The organism is Geminocystis sp. GBBB08 (genome assembly GCF_016743215.1).
Classification (GTDB): Bacteria; Cyanobacteriota; Cyanobacteriia; order Cyanobacteriales; family Cyanobacteriaceae; genus Geminocystis.
In genome coordinates, this window is sequence record NZ_VRZC01000025.1 from 17747 (window position 1) to 33807 (window position 16061).

At 30.2% G+C, this 16061-nt stretch carries 26 protein-coding genes and 2 pseudogenes; 19 read left to right on the plus strand and 9 right to left on the minus strand.

Annotated elements, in window-relative coordinates:
• The first annotated feature begins 127 nt into the window (after positions 1-127).
• The 5 genes from FWJ34_RS05240 (at position 128) to FWJ34_RS05260 (ending at position 2730) form a co-directional block, all read left to right on the plus strand.
• Positions 128-352, plus strand: coding sequence for a hypothetical protein (locus FWJ34_RS05240; protein WP_308254295.1), 225 nt, complete (start codon positions 128-130; stop codon positions 350-352).
• A 180-nt stretch (positions 353-532) separates the two neighbouring features.
• Complete coding sequence (locus tag FWJ34_RS05245) at positions 533-1216, plus strand: molecular chaperone DnaJ (RefSeq protein ID WP_308254268.1); 684 nt, start codon at positions 533-535, stop codon at positions 1214-1216.
• 3 nt (positions 1217-1219) lie between these two features.
• A complete protein-coding gene (locus tag FWJ34_RS05250; RefSeq protein WP_308254269.1) occupies positions 1220-1405 on the plus strand; it encodes a hypothetical protein in 186 nt (61 codons plus the stop codon).
• A 136-nt stretch (positions 1406-1541) separates the two neighbouring features.
• On the plus strand, positions 1542-2321 hold the full coding sequence (locus tag FWJ34_RS05255) for a hypothetical protein (protein WP_308254270.1): 780 nt from the start codon (positions 1542-1544) through the stop codon (positions 2319-2321).
• On the plus strand, positions 2308-2730 hold the full coding sequence (locus FWJ34_RS05260; protein ID WP_308254271.1) for a PIN domain-containing protein: 423 nt from the start codon (positions 2308-2310) through the stop codon (positions 2728-2730). Before FWJ34_RS05255 ends, FWJ34_RS05260 begins: the two co-directional genes overlap by 14 nt.
• Positions 2731-2797: 67 nt before the next feature.
• On the opposite strand, the pseudogene FWJ34_RS05265 reads toward FWJ34_RS05260, so the two are convergent.
• Positions 2798-3064 (minus strand): annotated as a pseudogene (locus FWJ34_RS05265) (type II toxin-antitoxin system YafQ family toxin).
• Positions 3064-3324, minus strand: coding sequence for a hypothetical protein (locus FWJ34_RS05270; protein ID WP_308254272.1), 261 nt, complete (start codon positions 3322-3324; stop codon positions 3064-3066). Before FWJ34_RS05270 ends, FWJ34_RS05265 begins: the two are co-directional and overlap by 1 nt.
• Before the next feature lie 130 nt (positions 3325-3454).
• On the opposite strand from FWJ34_RS05270, the gene FWJ34_RS05275 reads away from it, so the two are divergent.
• From FWJ34_RS05275 to FWJ34_RS05300, 7 genes and pseudogenes are all read left to right on the plus strand, one after another.
• A complete protein-coding gene (locus tag FWJ34_RS05275) occupies positions 3455-3577 on the plus strand; it encodes a hypothetical protein (protein WP_308254273.1) in 123 nt (40 codons plus the stop codon).
• Positions 3578-3579: 2 nt separating this feature from the next.
• Entirely contained in the window at positions 3580-3768 is a 189-nt protein-coding gene (locus tag FWJ34_RS05280) for a BrnA antitoxin family protein (RefSeq protein WP_308254274.1), read from the plus strand.
• A 50-nt stretch (positions 3769-3818) separates the two neighbouring features.
• Positions 3819-3980, plus strand: a pseudogene (locus tag FWJ34_RS19525) (type II toxin-antitoxin system HicA family toxin); the annotation flags it as partial.
• Position 3981: 1 nt separating this feature from the next.
• A complete protein-coding gene (locus FWJ34_RS05285; protein WP_308254275.1) occupies positions 3982-4221 on the plus strand; it encodes a type II toxin-antitoxin system HicB family antitoxin in 240 nt (79 codons plus the stop codon).
• A gap of 96 nt (positions 4222-4317) precedes the next feature.
• Positions 4318-4683, plus strand: coding sequence for a papain fold toxin domain-containing protein (locus FWJ34_RS05290; protein ID WP_308254276.1), 366 nt, complete (start codon positions 4318-4320; stop codon positions 4681-4683).
• Between the two features lie 37 nt (positions 4684-4720).
• Positions 4721-5062, plus strand: a complete 342-nt coding sequence (locus FWJ34_RS05295; RefSeq protein WP_308254277.1) for a hypothetical protein — start codon at positions 4721-4723, stop codon at positions 5060-5062.
• 11 nt (positions 5063-5073) lie between these two features.
• A complete protein-coding gene (locus tag FWJ34_RS05300) occupies positions 5074-5271 on the plus strand; it encodes a hypothetical protein (RefSeq protein ID WP_308254278.1) in 198 nt (65 codons plus the stop codon).
• A 51-nt stretch (positions 5272-5322) separates the two neighbouring features.
• On the opposite strand, the gene FWJ34_RS05305 is transcribed toward FWJ34_RS05300, so the two are convergent.
• From FWJ34_RS05305 to FWJ34_RS05315, 3 genes are read right to left on the minus strand one after another with little or no spacing between them, the layout of a single operon-like run.
• Entirely contained in the window at positions 5323-6630 is a 1308-nt protein-coding gene (locus FWJ34_RS05305; RefSeq protein ID WP_308254279.1) for a protein kinase domain-containing protein, read from the minus strand.
• Complete coding sequence (locus tag FWJ34_RS05310) at positions 6627-8186, minus strand: protein phosphatase 2C family protein (protein WP_308254280.1); 1560 nt, start codon at positions 8184-8186, stop codon at positions 6627-6629. The genes FWJ34_RS05305 and FWJ34_RS05310 overlap by 4 nt, the downstream gene beginning before the upstream one ends.
• Before the next feature lie 44 nt (positions 8187-8230).
• The gene (locus FWJ34_RS05315; RefSeq protein ID WP_308254281.1) at positions 8231-9031 is read right to left on the minus strand and encodes a VWA domain-containing protein; all 801 of its coding nucleotides are present in this window, start codon (positions 9029-9031) and stop codon (positions 8231-8233) included.
• Between the two features lie 309 nt (positions 9032-9340).
• On the opposite strand from FWJ34_RS05315, the gene FWJ34_RS05320 reads away from it, so the two are divergent.
• Genes FWJ34_RS05320 through FWJ34_RS05335 form a run of 4 tightly spaced genes read left to right on the plus strand, consistent with a single transcriptional unit; the run spans position 9341 to position 11365 of the window.
• Positions 9341-9679 carry a type II toxin-antitoxin system RelE/ParE family toxin gene (locus FWJ34_RS05320; protein WP_308254282.1) on the plus strand — a complete coding sequence of 113 codons (339 nt, stop codon included), beginning with the start codon at positions 9341-9343 and terminating at the stop codon, positions 9677-9679.
• A gap of 3 nt (positions 9680-9682) precedes the next feature.
• Positions 9683-9976: a transcriptional regulator gene (locus FWJ34_RS05325; protein WP_308254283.1), complete on the plus strand. Its 294-nt coding sequence runs from the start codon at positions 9683-9685 to the stop codon at positions 9974-9976.
• A 12-nt stretch (positions 9977-9988) separates the two neighbouring features.
• Entirely contained in the window at positions 9989-10996 is a 1008-nt protein-coding gene (locus FWJ34_RS05330; RefSeq protein ID WP_308254284.1) for an NB-ARC domain-containing protein, read from the plus strand.
• Positions 10997-11029: 33 nt separating this feature from the next.
• Positions 11030-11365, plus strand: a complete 336-nt coding sequence (locus tag FWJ34_RS05335; RefSeq protein ID WP_308254285.1) for a hypothetical protein — start codon at positions 11030-11032, stop codon at positions 11363-11365.
• Positions 11366-11369: 4 nt separating this feature from the next.
• Here the strand turns inward: FWJ34_RS05335 and FWJ34_RS05340 are convergent, their stop codons facing one another.
• The 3 genes from FWJ34_RS05340 to psbA all read right to left on the minus strand — a co-directional run bounded on the left by FWJ34_RS05340 (position 11370) and on the right by psbA (position 13777).
• Positions 11370-11945 carry a Uma2 family endonuclease gene (locus tag FWJ34_RS05340; protein WP_308254286.1) on the minus strand — a complete coding sequence of 192 codons (576 nt, stop codon included), beginning with the start codon at positions 11943-11945 and terminating at the stop codon, positions 11370-11372.
• Positions 11946-12117: 172 nt separating this feature from the next.
• On the minus strand, positions 12118-12588 hold the full coding sequence (locus tag FWJ34_RS05345; RefSeq protein WP_308254287.1) for a DUF29 domain-containing protein: 471 nt from the start codon (positions 12586-12588) through the stop codon (positions 12118-12120).
• A gap of 121 nt (positions 12589-12709) precedes the next feature.
• Complete coding sequence (gene psbA, locus FWJ34_RS05350) at positions 12710-13777, minus strand: photosystem II q(b) protein (RefSeq protein WP_308254288.1); 1068 nt, start codon at positions 13775-13777, stop codon at positions 12710-12712.
• A gap of 196 nt (positions 13778-13973) precedes the next feature.
• On the opposite strand from psbA, the gene FWJ34_RS05355 reads away from it, so the two are divergent.
• Entirely contained in the window at positions 13974-14213 is a 240-nt protein-coding gene (locus FWJ34_RS05355) for a ribbon-helix-helix domain-containing protein (RefSeq protein WP_308254289.1), read from the plus strand.
• Positions 14194-14619, plus strand: coding sequence for a putative toxin-antitoxin system toxin component, PIN family (locus tag FWJ34_RS05360; protein ID WP_308254290.1), 426 nt, complete (start codon positions 14194-14196; stop codon positions 14617-14619). The genes FWJ34_RS05355 and FWJ34_RS05360 overlap by 20 nt, the downstream gene beginning before the upstream one ends.
• Positions 14620-15039: 420 nt before the next feature.
• Here the strand turns inward: FWJ34_RS05360 and FWJ34_RS05365 are convergent, their stop codons facing one another.
• Complete coding sequence (locus FWJ34_RS05365) at positions 15040-15459, minus strand: hypothetical protein (protein WP_308254291.1); 420 nt, start codon at positions 15457-15459, stop codon at positions 15040-15042.
• 157 nt (positions 15460-15616) lie between these two features.
• On the opposite strand from FWJ34_RS05365, the gene FWJ34_RS05370 reads away from it, so the two are divergent.
• Positions 15617-16060, plus strand: a complete 444-nt coding sequence (locus FWJ34_RS05370) for a GTPase (protein ID WP_308254292.1) — start codon at positions 15617-15619, stop codon at positions 16058-16060.
• Position 16061: the final 1 nt, after the last annotated feature.

Genomic DNA, 16061 nt, shown 5'->3' on the forward strand with positions numbered 1-16061 from the left:
TAATAGATACTATTATCCCACTCAAAGCCTCTACACCTCCCCCCAACAACAAACAAGTCACTTGTTGTAATTACAGCAATAACTTTTGATACAGTTGAACCTGCGATCAAAAATTATTATTAAAATGATGAAAACGATCGATCTTGAAAAAACACAAAATATTTGGTCTAAATTAGATAATACTTTATTTGTTCCTCATACAGAGCAGGAATATGAAAAACTGGTGAATTTTTTAGACGATTTAATTGATGAAGTTGGAGAAGATGAAACTCATCCTTTAGCAGGATTGATGGAAATTGTAGGTATTTTGATTGAAAATTATGAGAATGCTAATATTCCTGAATTAATGTAAATACTTTATAATTTTTGCATACTTGTATAAAAAAAATGTCTCTGTTATTGTGCTTGTGACTCTTTTAGTGGGTAGAGTTTTGGAAGGGTGTACATCGCCTCACAATTAAAATATTCCTACAGATAAAATTTTTGTACAATAATATTATTCTCAAGTTTCAAATTATCTTTGACTCAAATCATGAATTTAGTACCTAGTTTAAGCCCAGAAGAAGAAGAGTTAAAGCGCAAACAAGCTGAATTAGAGGCTTTGGAGTCTGAGTTAATTCAAAAAGAGTTAGAATTGAGAACTTTTGAGGGAGAGTTACATAGTTTTGAACGAGAATATGCTCAAATTATCGGTAGTCGTTACACGGAATTAGAGCAAATACAGGCTCAAATTAACGAGTATATGGCTTATTTGGAGTCTTCAAGCAATTTTAAGCCTTCTGATAGTCTGAAAAAGTTATATCGAGAAGTTGCTAAACGTATTCATCCTGATTTAGTTACCGATGAGGAAGAAAAAGCCCGTCGTCAAGATTTGATGATAATGGCAAATGAGGCTTATGAGCAAGGAAATGAGGATAAGTTACGGGAAATTTTGGCTAATTGGAAAATTAGTCCAGAGTCTGTGAAAGGTGAAGGTATTGCGATCGAATTAATCAAAATCATTCGTAAAATTGCTCAATGTCGTTCTCGAATAGGTGCGATCGCATCTGAAATAGAAGCATTAACACAAACGGACTTGTATGAGTTAAAATCACAGGTGGATAAAGCAAAAGAAAACGGTAAGGATTTATTGGCGGAAATGGCATTACATCTTGACGAAGAAATTGCTAAAGCTCAAGAAAGTTTAAAGGAATTAAAAGAAAAATTAGGAGTTTAAGAGATGACTAATCAATATAAAAATAATGACAATTTAACTCCTTCTAATCAAGGAAAAATTAATAAGTATTCTTCGGATTTGATAAAAAAAGGTTTAGATTTAGCTCGATCGATCCAAGATAATTTTTTAGCTGAAACAGATACAGAAGAAATTTTTGATCATGACTACTATCAATCAACCATTTTTTAGAAAGAAAAGCTGATACATTAAAATTGTTAAATCGTTGGATAGAAGTTTTTGAATGTCATCAAAAAATAAGAGAAATAAACCCTGATTTTCTTGACAAAACAAATAATGATTACTAATTTATAATTAAAAACAATCCATGAATAACTTAGAAATTCAAGTAATTAACATTAGTCCAATAGGTAGAATTACGAATAATATTAGAGATATAAAAAATAAACTCAATGAAGTATTTCTTAATTCTGAACAAAACCATATTTTTAATATTATTAAAGAAACAGAAATTGTCTTCACAAAAGTTGTTAATGATTCAATAACATATCAACAAAAATCTCAATTGTTCCATCAATTAAACCAGTCTTGGTTTGATTTGTGGCAACATTACAGGCATATACCAGAAGCCTTTGAATTAGTCAGTTTAATTGATAAAATGACTAATATTTGTACAGCATATACTAAACTATTATTAGGTCTTTCTCTTATCAATGAGATAAAGGTTGAAGAGGAAGAAATAAATTTACACAATACAGTAGAAGGATGTCAATTAATGTCGGAAACTATTGATGTTTTTATTGACATCTTTGCTGTATCAGAGTTACAACAAATGTATCAAAATGCTAGTCAAATTCTTGCTTCTACTTATCGCGATATACACGAATATTTCCATGACTCTAGCATTTCAACTTTAATTACACAAATAAGAGCTTATTGTAGTCTAATAATAATTAGAGTAAGTGAATATCTCAAAAAAATAGAATTATCTGATTTAAATTTTAGAGAAGAAACTCAAGAAAATGTCGAGTTCGATCGAGCTTATACTTTTTTAAAAACAGCTAAAAATCTTACTATAGATGCCCCCGCTGATTTTTCAGAAAATATTAATAGTTATTTATATGGCAAAATAGATGATAATAAATAGTAAAATTTTTTTAGATACTTCCTATGTTATTGCTCTACTTTCTCCTCAAGATAACTACCATCAAAAAGCCTTAATAATTGCCGAAATTTTAGAAAAAAAGTCTATTACTTTAATTACTACCCAAGCAATTTTATTAGAAATTGGTAACGCATTCTCTAAGTTAAAATATCGTCAGGTTGCCATTTCTTTATTAAAATCGTTAGAAATTGATCCTAAAGTAGAAATTATTAATTTATCTGAAGAACTTTATCAGGAAGCATTGAAACTTTATTGTCAACGTCAAGATAAAGAGTGGGGATTAGTTGATTGTGTTTCATTTATTGTTATGAACAAATATCAAATTACTGAGGCTTTGACAACGGATATTCATTTTCAACAAGCTGGTTTTCGGGCTTTATTAAAAGAATGAGCTAATAATTAAAATATGATAATTCACGGTATAGCTTTAGTTATCCTGCCTTTCCGAATATGCAATATTAAAACAAATCAGAATCTGAACCCGTGCGAACTAGAAAAAGATGAGTCTCTCTAATTTTATAGATTAAAAGCCAATCTGATTCAATATGACAGTCTCAATAACTTTTCCAATTACCAGTTAAAGCATGATCTTTATACTTTATTTCTAATGGTTCATTATCCAATAATTTATCAATAACGATTTTAAGTTTTTCGATATTTTTACCACGCTTTTGTAAACGTTTAATATCTTTCTTAAAAGTATTTTCAAAAATTGGTATTAACATTAAATTCCTAATTGATTATAAAGATCATTTTTATTTTTACAAATAGTTAAATTTTCCTCTTCTTCAATATTGATAATTGCTTGTTTAGTTTCCTCATTAAAATCATCAATATTATAATTTCCTTCTTCAATATATTTTTCCCTCTGTGCTTCGGCTAAAAGTTCTTTTAGATGTTTTTTTATATAAATAGCGAGAATATTTTGTTGATCTTCAGAAAGTCGTGAAATTTCCTTAACAGTCTCTTTTATTAAAATTGTCATCAACTTAAATTATCTTTTTTAGAGTTTGAACTAATTTTTATTATAAGATTATTAATTTAATATGTATAGATCTTCATTAAGAACAAATATACCCTGAACAGTCCACAAGGGCGATCGTATTTTATTAGGAATGAGTGATTATTCCCGTCTTTTAATAGTCTGTCACTGTTACCGTGACAATGACACAATTATTCGTATTATTTCTGCTAGAAAAGCTAATAAATTAGAGGAAAAACAATATAGGAGGTATTAATGATGAGAGATAATTATGATTTTTCTCAAGGTGTCAAAAATCCTTACTTCGATCAGCTTAAAAAAAGATCAAAAAAACAATCTTTAACTCTTTTTCTTGATGATGAAATTGTCAATTGGTATAAACAAAATGAGATTGATCATCAAACAGAAATTAATAAAGTATTGAGGGAATATATTAAAAATAATTAGATAAAGCAAAAAATAATCCTAAAGGCTTAAGTTTTGGTGAATTTGAAACCTTATTAAGTTTATATGATTGGATTTTTGATCATCAAACAGGAAGCCATCGTATTTGGTATTCCACCAAAAAAGCACGTTTATCTATTCAACCTACTAAAAACGGTAAGGCAAAAGCCTATCAAGTAAAACAGTTTCTCAATTTAGAATTGGAGGAAAAGTAAGATGTCACAAACAAAAAAACATGATTTTGATGGTTTTACCATTACCCTTTTTCAAGATGAGGAGGGCGATTGGGTGGCTTATTTTGTAGAAATGCCCAATGTTTCTGCTTTTGGTGATACTCCCTATATTGCTATCGATGAATTAGAAATTGCGTGGCAAGGTGTCAAGGAAAGTTATCTTAAACATGGGGAGACAATTCCTGTAGCTTCATCTTTTCAACAGGATTCGATCGTAGTCTAATATATTAATGGTTAATTTTTCTTGGAATTAAGGTGGGCATTGCCTACTATAATTAACAAAAATTAACTTTAAATTTGTTTAACATATTTCTGTCACTTGTCTAACGAACAAATACGACAACAAATTGTCAAAATAGCTACTCAATTTTCTATTTTTCAATGTCAAGAATGTGCCAATCAAATTGAGCAATTTCTTAGAGAAAATAAATTAAACGGTAAACGGATTAAACTTAATACTGGAAATTCAGAAGTTCCTTATGGTAATATTTATCATGAGGGACTGCAACAAAATATTTCAACAAATGGACACCATCAAGGAATTTGTGTGATAATCAATTCAGAAGAATTGGTATTTGATAACATTCATCATCAAGGTATTCCCAAGGAAATTTGGCTCAATAACTTTTATTGTCCTATTAAAGACTTTGGAGGAAATTTTCAAGTCATAGAAATTGAATTTTAATCTTCTAATTAATTATTATTATATTTGTTAAATGTTTATGAGTAATCTTTATCAACTATTAGAAAAAATTAAAAAACGTCCGTCAATGTATTTAGGAAAAGCAGAAATTAGCAACCTTCGTTCTTATATATCGGGTTATTTAATTGCCAAACGAGAGTTAGGAATTATTCCCACAGAACAAGAACAAGAATTTAATCAATTTACTAATTGGATTAAACAAAAATTTAACATTAGTTCTCAACAATCTTGGGATAAAATAATCTTATTTTATAGTGAGGATGAAAAACTTGCTCTTGAAAATTTTTTTGAATTATTTAATGAATTTATTAAGTATAAATATCAAGTTAATGAATCATCATCACAAATAAAAGCAGTGTAAGAATAAAATCTATGACTAATTGGGAAAAACTGGAATCTATGAAGGATAAAGATATTGATTTTTCTGATTGTCCTGAAATTACCGCAGAAATGGCTAAAAATGCCGTTGTTAGACGTGGTTTAAAATCCTCATTTATAATCCTCTTTTCAAATAGCATTTTAGAAAGAAAATTATTGATGGAATTAAATCAATATCCCCCTTCAAGGTAAATAAAAGTGCGATCGCATTTTTTAATCTAGTTGAATCCCTTATAAAAATTATTAATTAAACCACTTTACAATTCGATCCCAAATAGATGAGACAGATTTTGTAAATTTATTCCAAATATTATCGAATTTATCCCAAATACTTTCATCTATAGGAGGTTGGATTGTTTGTTTATCATCTTTTTTCGTAACTTTTTCAAAAGGATCTTTAACCGGTGTTTCAGTGTGATCAAATTTGTCAAAAGGATCTCCTGTCGATGTCTGAGTTTCCCCAAACTTATCCCAAATATTTGACGAGTTAGTATCAAATTTACTCCAAGGATCGGAATTTGAAACAGTGGTAGTGCTAGATTCACGCTTTTTGTCCAAGACACCAAAATCATTTTCAACTATAACAGGTGGAGGTAGAGGAGACAAATCTGGCTTTGGATTGACGGGGAAATCCCAAGTTATTTTAGTTCCCTTATATCCATTAACTAAAATTTCTAAAGGTTGTAAATATTCAATGTCGCTTATTTGACAACACTTTTTTAATTGTTCGGTAAAATAACGAATTTCATCGGAAAGCTGCGCAAGTTCTCCAAATATCTTCGCTGAACGGGAATTACATAAATCTTTCTCTGAGAAAAGTAGTCTTTCTTCTTGTTCTATTTTTTGCCAATATTGAGGATGTTCTGAAATAACAAGCAATGACAAATAAATAACAAGCTCTGAGAAATAATCAGATTTAGGACTAAGTTTAACTAATTTTTGTCGGTTTGGATGTTGATAACCCGGTAATCCTTTTATATTGTCTTCCTCATTACTTAATTGGGGAACATATAAACTATCATAGTCAATTAAACATATATTGCCGTTTTTTCGTATTAGAATATTGCCATGTTGTAAGTCTCCATGAGAAATATTATTTTGATGTAAAATTGTTACCATTTCTAAGAATTTTTCAGCTAGATCACGAATATAAACAGGATTTTTAATATTGTTAGATATGAAGTTTTTAAAGCCAATACCATCAATCCATTCCATTCTAATAATTGGATATTTTTGACCGTTGACTAAGATACCTTCTTTTTGATAAGCAAAATCAACAAAATAAGGAAGTTTAACTTTGTTAAGGTATTCATGAATCGCTTGAAAACGAATTTTTAAATCCCCTAAATCCGATACCCAGCATTTAAGGGCATACATTTTGGAATTTGTTTGAATTTGATAAACAATAGCTTTTCCACCACTAAATGAAAGCAAAAAATTAGGATTGTGAGGATTTCTAACTGCTTTTCCTTTTTTTAAAACACTGTCAAGAACAAATTTATCAAGGTATTTAACTACTGTTTCATAGTCACTCCTTAACGGATATTTCATTTTTTTATATACCCCTCAAATTGAAATTTACACCAATTTTGTTCTGAGTTACTTTCCAAATTTTTAAACATTGAAGACTCTTTTAAAGTACCGAAAAGACTTTGAGATTCTTGATCAGGAGATAATCTAATATTTTTCCTAAATTCAAGCTCTTTATCTTGACAATTGCCAGTTTTTGAAGTACTTTTATGAGCATAAACATGAAGTTTAAATTTTAGCCAATTATCACCCTTTTCTGTCACTAATACTTTTGCTACATTTTGAGAAGATTGGATGAGAACTTGTGTTAACTCTTTATCCTTATAAATAGTAGTATTTGGGTTAATTGTTATATATTCTGGTTGCTTTGTTTCCGGTTTAATTGGTGTAGTTGGAGTAGTTGATCCGGTAGTTTGATTGTTTGTAGGAGAAATTGAAGTTTCACTGCTTGGTTTTGGCTTACTTATTATATAATATGTAAATAATGGCAATAAAAATACTAAAATAGTCAAAATTTTTATTTGTAGTTTTAAATTTCTAATTTCTCTCTTTAAAATTCTCAAATCATCTTGGCGGTTAGTTTCTGTTTTTGGTGGTGTTTCATTCCTATTTGGATTTGAGGTTATGTTAGTTATAAATTTTTTAAACAACCCTGTTAATAATTTATTCTTATTATTTTTGTTTACATTTTCTTTCGTTTCTTCGGTTAAAATGTTTTGATTTTCTTCTTCTGAATTTTCATCTTTATCATTATCAGAAAATTGAGACACTTTTTGTTGTTCATTGATTGATGGTAAATTTCCCAATATTTTAGTATCATTTAGCTCTAAAATCATCAAGGTAACATCATCATTTTTCATTTTTAAGGTTTGATCTTGACGGGTTTCGGTGACAAATTTTTGAAAATCTCTTTGGGAAGAAATTTTTAGCAAATATTTACCAATATTCTTGTTTTGTTCTAGACATTTAAAAATAAATTCTGAGAGAGCATCAGTGGCAAGAATAAAATAAATTTTTTCTGAGAATTTTGGCTCTAAATTTAGGTCAAAACAATTAGGCACAAAATCATTATTTTTACTATAACTAGCAAAATATTCGGGACGATTATTAAAATCTTTTGAACTTTTTAATAAATAAGCACCTAATAAACTATGATCACCCTTAAAAATAAATAAACAACTATCACCAACCATAGAAACTTTTACTTGATTCTCAAGAAATTGTAAGCCGATGAATGTAGAACTTGCTGAGTGCCGAAAATTTAAGCGATTTGTATTTGTAACCCAGACAGGATATAGTTCTTTTGTTGCTATTTCCACTTGTTCTCTTACTTCTTCAAGCCATTGCTCCTGAATCGGTTGTAGCCATTCCGGCCAATTTTCTTGATTTATTTCAGGGTTTTCACAAAAATGATTTACAAGAAGTTTAGCCCATAAACTCGGATAAAATGATTGGCTTGAACCATCGGCGATCGCAAAACAATTGGTTTTAAGATTAACTTGAAAGTGATCTTGACAATCACTAATAGATTCAGCCTCTTTATGAGTTCTACCACTAAAAATAGGGATAATTGACATAGTTTGATGATGTCCGAAACGAAAATATTGAGCGAAGGAGAAATTTAACGTAAAGTTGATTTAGAACCAAAATCAAGAAGTTTAATTAGAGTTTCCACATCGGCGTTATAAACAAAACCCCTAGCTCCCGGCTGAACATTAAAACCCTCTTTTTCGGCACTTTCGGCAAGAATATTAGGCAGTACTGTTGAAATATCAAACAAGAAATTAGCAAATTTATTACTACTAAAACTAGAATTATTGCTTGGTAACTCGATCTTTCCTGCTGAAGCATTAGAAATATGGGCATTCAAAATAATTACATTGCCATCATTAGTTTTAAGCTGTGCTAATTTTTTCGCCTCCGTAGTTGCAGTAGCAAAATCATTAGGTTCACCATCTGTAATATTAATCACAATCGGCGGAAAACTGTCGAGATGAGTAGAAACAAATTTTTCTACTCCTTTATAAGCTTGTTGAAAAGCTTCCGCCATAGGAGTACCTCCATCAGCAGTAGGAGTAACAAAAACCCTTTGCACTTCATCAACTTCAATTAGCCCACCAGCATCATCGGATATTTTTTTCTTAAGAGTAGTTGTATTAGTGTTTTTTGCTAAATCTGAGGCTTTGTCCAAAAAAATTACACTTACATTTTTACCATAACCAATGGCACCCACAAAACATCTATCTTTAATTACACCCCCAGAAGAACAAACCAAAATGATTTCTTCTATGATTTTATTGACTGCTATTGCGGCAGTCTTGGCTTTTGTTGAGTTACCATAAGAATCAACCATAGAACCAGATTGATCAATCATGATCAGGATTAGTCCGGGTTTAGCACTACTTAACTGTTCTTGATACATAAAATAACCTTTGTTGATTAATGATTCGAGTAGTATTCCACTGCAAAATGCAGTACGATAATAGTTTGTCTAAATAGATAAGGTGATTTATCTTTAATTTACTGATTTCACTATTGTATTTTCTGATTTCTCAACTAAAGTGGCATCTTGTACCCAGTTTTCAATCGGTATTCTGAACTTATTTAGTGGGATTTTGTGCCAGAAAAGAGGTTTTTGCGCTACGATCAACAAATTCCATTACAAAACTTAACTTTCTGTGGGAAAAAGTGGTAATTGAAGACCAGTTTTACTATGATCTGAATAATCAACATGAAGAATCAATCATGGGAAATTAAAAAATATGTAACAGATGATGAAATATGCCCTTTTGATGAATGGTTTAATCAATTAGGGCGAGATGTGCAAATAAGAATTGATGCTCGTTTTACTCGAATTAGTTTAGGAAATTTCGGGGATTATAAAAGTATCGAGGATGGCGTTTTTGAGTTAAGATTTCATTTTGGGGCAGGTTATCGTATATATTATGGTTTAGATGGGAAAAATATCGTTATTCTTTTAATCGGAGGCAGTAAGAAAAAACAAAATAGCGATATTAAAAAAGCTCTGAATTTTTGGCAACAATATAAACAAGAAAAAGGAGATAATTAAATTATGCCTACCTTAGATTATCAAACAGATTTATTAAAAAGATTGAGTGACAGTGAATATGCTTGTCAATATCTAAAAGTGGTTTTAGATGAAACTTTAAAAGATGGTGATATTGAGCCGTTTTTATTAGCTTTGAAAAATATTATTAAAGCCAGAAAAATAAATCCGATGAATAATTCTTTTGAAGGTAATTTAGATTCTTTAATTTCTCAAGAAATCAACCTTAAAAATTTATCTTCAATTCTTAATCAAGTCGGTTTAACAATTTATTTTAAACCCGTTGAATTGGAAAATTAGCCCTTATAATATATGGATATTCAAGAATTATCACAATGGACAAATAAACAAGTATTTGCTAAAACAGGAAAACATCTTGATTCTCTCCAGAAAGCCATATTAGAAGGGATTTTACAACATCCAAATTTTACAAAAATTGCTAATACTAATGGCTATAGTTATGATCATATTAGAAAAGAAGGTGCAAAGTTATGGAAAATTCTCTCTGATGTTTTTCAAGAAGATATTAAACAGTCTAATGTTAAGAGTATTTTAGAAAATAAAGCCTCATCTACCATCTACAATTATGGTAATTCCTCACAGATTATTAGCAGTCAAATAAAAGAAAATCACATCACTATTTGTAATAAAAAAAATCAATCTTTAGAAAATAGAAAAAGTCGATCGAACTCTCCCCAAACAGAAAACAAATTTCTTATAATTGACTTAACAGAAGCACCCGAAATTAATTATAATTATGAACGAGATTTAGAAATTAATACAATAAAAGAATGGCTAGAAAATAAGACTAGATTATTAACAATTTATGGATTAAAGGGGATTGGAAAAACAGCCATAATCCTAAAATTAATCTCTGAAATTAACACAGAATTTGACTATATTATCTACAAAACTCTGGAAAATAAACCAAAACTTATTAATCTTAAAGATAGCCTTAAACAAGTCTTTTCTCAAAAGGAGTTAACAACAGAAATCATTGATTATCTTAAACATTTTCGTTGTTTAGTTATTCTTGATGACTTAGAAAACTTATTTAAAACTGAACAATTAGCAGGACAATATTTAAGTGAATATGAAGATTATGGTCAGTTTTTTGAACAAATTGCAACGAAAAATCATCAAAGTTGTTTAATCTTAATTAGTCAAGAAAAATCTCCCGATATAGACATCTTAGAAAATCAAAATAATTATGTTAAAACGTTACAACTTAAAGGATTAGGAGAATCTGCTAAGGAAATATTCCAAGAAAAAGAGTTTAAATATGAGGAAAAATGGGAAGAATTAATCAACCTTTATTAAGGACATCCAACATACTTAAATATTATATCATGTATGATAGATCAATTATATAATGGAGATATTAGAGAGTTTTTAACGGAAGGAAATGAGTTATTTATCGGAGATATAAAACTTTATTTACAACCCTATTTAAAGCGTTTATCTAAATCTGAATATAAAGTTATTGAGTGGTTAGCAACTCAAAATAAACCTGTAAATATCGCTCAAATATCAGGTAATTTAGAAATATCTAAATCAGAATTAGCAGTAATTATTCAATCTTTATTACGCCGTTGTTTAGTAGAAAAATTAATTATTGAGGATGAATTTTATTATGAATTAAACAAGATATTTAAAGAATATCTAAAATCCGTATCGAAAATATATTAAAACTCTAAAAAATCTCAGTTAAATCTAAAGTAAAATCAGGCAAAATATCTTCTCCAGATAAAACTTTTGGATTATTTAAAACTTCTTTTTTCTGTCCTAAACGATAAATTTCTACTTCTTTTTTTTCGGGATTAATTAACCATCCTAATTTAACTCCATTATCGATGTATTCTTCCATTTTATCTTGAGTATCTTTTAAAGAGTCAGTTTTTGACATTAACTCTAAAACAAAATCAGGAGCGATCGGCGGAAATTTTATCTTTTCTTCTAATGTTAAATTATCCCATCTTTCTTTTTGAATATATGCCAAGTCGGGCGATCGATTACTACCTTTTGGTAGCTTAAAACAGGTAGAGGAATCAAAGATATATCCCAGTTTTTTTTGACGATTCCAAATCCCAAAATCAATAATTAAGTCTGCATTTTTTTTCCCAGTTTCTCCTCCTGTCGGTGACATAATAATCAATTCTCCTTTTTGATTTTGTTCCAATTTTAGTTCGGGATTATGACGACAAAGTTGATAAAATTTTTGATCATCAATTTTAGAAATTACATCCAAGTTAATAGTATAAGCATTCATTCTTGTATTTCTCCCCTTGATCGCAACTAATGTTATGATAACACAAACACCAAAAAGCACCCCCAGGAGAGTGCCTCTTGATTTATTTAATTATTAAACTTAACCGTTGATTACGGGTGCAGATACTGCATCAGCACTTGCTAAATCTAATATTACCATTTTATTGAGGAAATTAGATTAAATTAAAATTATCAGGAAACCAATTTTCAGCCAATAGTTGCTCTAAATTATAAGGGCATTGAGGTGGTAAAATGTTCTTATTTAAACCAGTTTTAATCACCACATATTTAACAGATTTTTGGTAAATATTTTCTTTTTCTTTGTCAAGATGTTTGTGTAGATTTTTAGTCATATCAGTATCTAATTCGTCACGAAAATTAGTAACTTCTGCGGCCCAATGACGATGATTTATTTTTTCTATCTCCCAATATTCAATTAACAGTAAATGAATAATAATTTGTTTTAAATAACTTTCGCCACTGCGTTTAATGTCTCTAACCAAATTTTCTAAAACCTCTTCCAAGCTATCTAAATCTAAAGCCGTTAAATTTCTGTTTTTTATTTGTTTTAAAGTTGCTTCATACCATGCCAAATCATCTTCATTATATAAATCTTTTAAACTAATTTTCGCTAAAGATTGCATAATATTTTTCTCCCACGACTATAATTATTTTTTTGATTCTAGCACAAACGCCAAAAAGCACCCCCTAACTTAATAGAGAGTGCTTTTTGATTATTTATTTAGTTTTACTAACCTTTAGAGATTAACCGTTGATTACAGGTGCAGATAAAGTTTCAGCAGAAGCTAAATCTAAGGGGAAGTTGTGAGCGTTACGTTCGTGCATTACTTCGATACCGATGTTGGCACGGTTTAACACATCTGCCCAAGTTCCAATTACATGACCTTGACTATCTAAGATAGACTGGTTGAAGTTGAAACCGTTTAAGTTGAATGCCATGGTACTTACACCCATTGCGGTGAACCAAATACCGATGACAGGCCATGCACCTAAGAAGAAGTGTAACGCACGGCTATTATTGAAGGAAGCATATTGGAAAATTAAGCGACCGAAATAACCGTGAGCAGCTACGATGTTATAGGTTTCTTCTTCTTGACCGAATTTGTAACCATAGTTTTGAGACTCGGTTTCGGTGGTTTCACGAACTAAAGAAGAAGTTACGAGAGAACCGTGCATTGCGGAGAATAAAGATCCACCAAACACACCTGCGACTCCTAACATATGGAAGGGGTGCATTAAAATGTTGTGTTCTGCTTGGAATACAAACATGAAGTTAAATGTTCCAGAGATTCCTAAAGGCATACCATCAGAGAAAGAACCTTGTCCGATGGGATAGATTAAGAATACAGCAGTAGCAGCAGATACAGGTGCTGAGTAAGCAACACAGATCCAAGGACGCATACCTAAGCGGAAAGAAAGTTCCCACTGACGACCCATGTAGCAAAAGATTCCGATTAAGAAATGGAATACTACTAGTTGGTAAGGACCACCGTTGTATAACCATTCATCTAAAGATGCTGCTTCCCAAATGGGGTAAAAGTGTAATCCGATCGCATTGGAGCTAGGTACTACTGCACCAGAGATGATGTTGTTACCGTAAAGTAACGAACCAGCCACAGGCTCACGAATACCGTCAATGTCAACGGGAGGAGCTGCAATAAATGCGATAATAAAACAAGTGGTGGCAGTTAAGAGGGTAGGGATCATTAAAGTACCGAACCAACCTACATATAAGCGGTTGTTGGTAGAAGTGATCCACTGACAAAACTGCTCCCAAGAGGAAGACTGTTGTTGCTGTAAAGTGGTAGTCATGTTCTTATGATTGCGTTATAAATTTTTCGAGGTACGTTGTGATTGCTCACATTTATATAATGACAAATTTATTAAGAATTGTAAAGGTTTTTAAGTTTTTTAAAATTAATTACTGTCATTAGTTTAAGTTATGTTTTTTGTATTTTCCCTAAAATGTCTTATAATGTTTATATGTTTATCATCATAGGAGTTAATTATGACTCGTTGGTCATTAGTTATTTCTGAACAGACCGATCGTACCGTTAGATCTTATCTAGGTGCTATTGGTGCAAAAAAGGGAGGATTATCTAATTTAGTGGAAGAAGCGGTAAAACGTTATATCTTTGAAGAAACAGTTAACAATGTTAAGGAAAGAAATGCTGAGTATTCTCAAGAAGAAATTATGAGTGTAATTGATGAAGCAATAAGGGAGACTGGTGTACAGAATCGTTCTTGATACAAATATTCTCATCTCTGCGTTAATAAGTAAAAAAGCAACACCTCATATTCTTTATCAAGCATGGTGGCGGTATAAACTGTATAGTCTGATTACTTCAACTTATCAAATTAGAGAATTTGAAAGGGTTGTTCAATACCCTAAACTTCAACGGTTTCTAAAAAAAGATGAAGTGCAGACAATGATTAATGGTTTGTATGATTTTGCCATCATTGTAGAACAAATTCCTCATGTTAATTATTCTTCAGATCCCGATGATAATTTAATTTTAGGAACGGCAATAGCTGGTAAAGCGAATATACTTGTTACGGGTGATAAGAAAGATTTATTAAATCTGAAAAAAATTAACAATATAGCAATTCTTACAGCTAAAGATGCAGTAGAAATAATGGATATTAGATTTTAGTTATCGTGAGATTCGATCGCATCCCTTTTTCATTAGAAAAAACGAGGGCAAAGCCACTGCTACTGAAGATAATTAAAACTTGATTTACTAAAAAAATAGATAAAATATTAACAATACTTACGTATAATATAGGCTTTTAACACAGAATTAAGTTGAAAATAATCTTTACTTTCTATCTTAATTGTATCGATTAAACAACGTCTTTTTAAAGACTGAATAACATCTCGTTTTGACACTTTTATTGTAGGAAATTGTTGAGAAGTAATTATTATATTTTCTTGATTAGCACACCACTTTATTATCTCTATTTCTGATTCTGATAATCTCTCTACATAAGATTCTAAACTATTTTCTATATCTCCTAAACTGAGTATATCATCACCTTCTAAAAACTCCGCTACACTATTATTAGATGTCTCCTCAATCGTTTTTAGTATCAGAATTTTTCTTAATATTTTCTGATGATTCTCCTATTTCTCCATAAATATTGACATTATTCTGATCAACTCTCACAGTATAGCCAAATTGTACACAATGACCAAGATTAGAAATGGTAGATACATTATAATTTTGCCCAAAATTTAATTTATTTCGCATTTTTTTACGGAAGTTATCTTTGCTTAAATTATTACCTAATTCCAATGCTTTACCTAATTTTTTCCACAATTTAGCAGCTTCTTTTTGTATATAAGAATCGCTATAAGTTTTATAATAATTTTCTTTTATTTCAGGTAATGTTTCTCCTTGCCAAGTACCTCTAATAATTGCTTCTTGTATTTCTGTTAATTCAATTTTTTCCTCGATAAATTCTAAAACATTTTCAATATTAATATTATCCATAGCTATTTACTCAACAAAAATAATAGTAAACTAAAGTGAACTAAAGTGAACTAAAAACAGTAATTAAAGTGAAGCAAAGTGAAAGGTTATTTCAGATTCTTCAAAGTATGATAGAAAAAATTGTACTCGAATTTCATCTCTAAAAAATAATTTCTGTATGGGAAATAGCTCAGTTGATAAAATACTTTTTGATATTTTTGACAAAGTAATTAACTTATTACCAGATCAAGCACAGGAAGAACTTTCCGTCAAAATAGCTGTGATTGGGGTAACAGGAGTAGGAAAAACAACTACTTGTAATGCTCTGTTAGGTACAACATGGAAAACTAGCCATACAGAAGCCACGACTAGAGAGTTACAGGTAAAGCAATTAATTCTTGATGAGAATGGGAAGGAAATTCCTACTAATGTTTATATTACCGATTTTCCCGGACTGGGAGAGTCGTTATCTCGTGATCAAGAATATTTATCTCTTTATAGAACCTATTTGATATTTACATCTGTAACCGAAATAACAAAAGGTTTTGACGAGATTAAAGCATTTATTCTCAAATCATTACTATGTAATTCTTCTAAAAAAGATACCAAATGGGTTCTATAAA

What these genes read in the sequence shown, in the direction of transcription:
- FWJ34_RS05260 (WP_308254271.1), top strand. Translation starts at nt 2,308, where the DNA reads ATGATAATAAATAGTAAAATTTTTTTAGATACTTCCTATGTTATTGCT.
- FWJ34_RS05335 (WP_308254285.1), top strand. Translation starts at nt 11,030, where the DNA reads ATGATAGATCAATTATATAATGGAGATATTAGAGAGTTTTTAACGGAA.
- FWJ34_RS05280 (WP_308254274.1), top strand. Translation starts at nt 3,580, where the DNA reads ATGAGAGATAATTATGATTTTTCTCAAGGTGTCAAAAATCCTTACTTC.
- FWJ34_RS05250 (WP_308254269.1), top strand. Translation starts at nt 1,220, where the DNA reads ATGACTAATCAATATAAAAATAATGACAATTTAACTCCTTCTAATCAA.
- FWJ34_RS05365 (WP_308254291.1), bottom strand. Translation starts at nt 15,459, where the DNA reads ATGGATAATATTAATATTGAAAATGTTTTAGAATTTATCGAGGAAAAA.
- FWJ34_RS05300 (WP_308254278.1), top strand. Translation starts at nt 5,074, where the DNA reads ATGACTAATTGGGAAAAACTGGAATCTATGAAGGATAAAGATATTGAT.
- FWJ34_RS05310 (WP_308254280.1), bottom strand. Translation starts at nt 8,186, where the DNA reads ATGTCAATTATCCCTATTTTTAGTGGTAGAACTCATAAAGAGGCTGAA.
- FWJ34_RS05340 (WP_308254286.1), bottom strand. Translation starts at nt 11,945, where the DNA reads ATGAATGCTTATACTATTAACTTGGATGTAATTTCTAAAATTGATGAT.
- FWJ34_RS05285 (WP_308254275.1), top strand. Translation starts at nt 3,982, where the DNA reads ATGTCACAAACAAAAAAACATGATTTTGATGGTTTTACCATTACCCTT.
- FWJ34_RS05270 (WP_308254272.1), bottom strand. Translation starts at nt 3,324, where the DNA reads ATGACAATTTTAATAAAAGAGACTGTTAAGGAAATTTCACGACTTTCT.
- psbA (WP_308254288.1), bottom strand. Translation starts at nt 13,777, where the DNA reads ATGACTACCACTTTACAGCAACAACAGTCTTCCTCTTGGGAGCAGTTT.
- FWJ34_RS05370 (WP_308254292.1), top strand. Translation starts at nt 15,617, where the DNA reads ATGGGAAATAGCTCAGTTGATAAAATACTTTTTGATATTTTTGACAAA.
- FWJ34_RS05320 (WP_308254282.1), top strand. Translation starts at nt 9,341, where the DNA reads ATGAAGAATCAATCATGGGAAATTAAAAAATATGTAACAGATGATGAA.
- FWJ34_RS05345 (WP_308254287.1), bottom strand. Translation starts at nt 12,588, where the DNA reads ATGCAATCTTTAGCGAAAATTAGTTTAAAAGATTTATATAATGAAGAT.
- FWJ34_RS05255 (WP_308254270.1), top strand. Translation starts at nt 1,542, where the DNA reads ATGAATAACTTAGAAATTCAAGTAATTAACATTAGTCCAATAGGTAGA.
- FWJ34_RS05245 (WP_308254268.1), top strand. Translation starts at nt 533, where the DNA reads ATGAATTTAGTACCTAGTTTAAGCCCAGAAGAAGAAGAGTTAAAGCGC.
- FWJ34_RS05325 (WP_308254283.1), top strand. Translation starts at nt 9,683, where the DNA reads ATGCCTACCTTAGATTATCAAACAGATTTATTAAAAAGATTGAGTGAC.
- FWJ34_RS05305 (WP_308254279.1), bottom strand. Translation starts at nt 6,630, where the DNA reads ATGAAATATCCGTTAAGGAGTGACTATGAAACAGTAGTTAAATACCTT.
- FWJ34_RS05355 (WP_308254289.1), top strand. Translation starts at nt 13,974, where the DNA reads ATGACTCGTTGGTCATTAGTTATTTCTGAACAGACCGATCGTACCGTT.
- FWJ34_RS05240 (WP_308254295.1), top strand. Translation starts at nt 128, where the DNA reads ATGAAAACGATCGATCTTGAAAAAACACAAAATATTTGGTCTAAATTA.
- FWJ34_RS05295 (WP_308254277.1), top strand. Translation starts at nt 4,721, where the DNA reads ATGAGTAATCTTTATCAACTATTAGAAAAAATTAAAAAACGTCCGTCA.
- FWJ34_RS05275 (WP_308254273.1), top strand. Translation starts at nt 3,455, where the DNA reads ATGAGTGATTATTCCCGTCTTTTAATAGTCTGTCACTGTTACCGTGAC.
- FWJ34_RS05330 (WP_308254284.1), top strand. Translation starts at nt 9,989, where the DNA reads ATGGATATTCAAGAATTATCACAATGGACAAATAAACAAGTATTTGCT.
- FWJ34_RS05315 (WP_308254281.1), bottom strand. Translation starts at nt 9,031, where the DNA reads ATGTATCAAGAACAGTTAAGTAGTGCTAAACCCGGACTAATCCTGATC.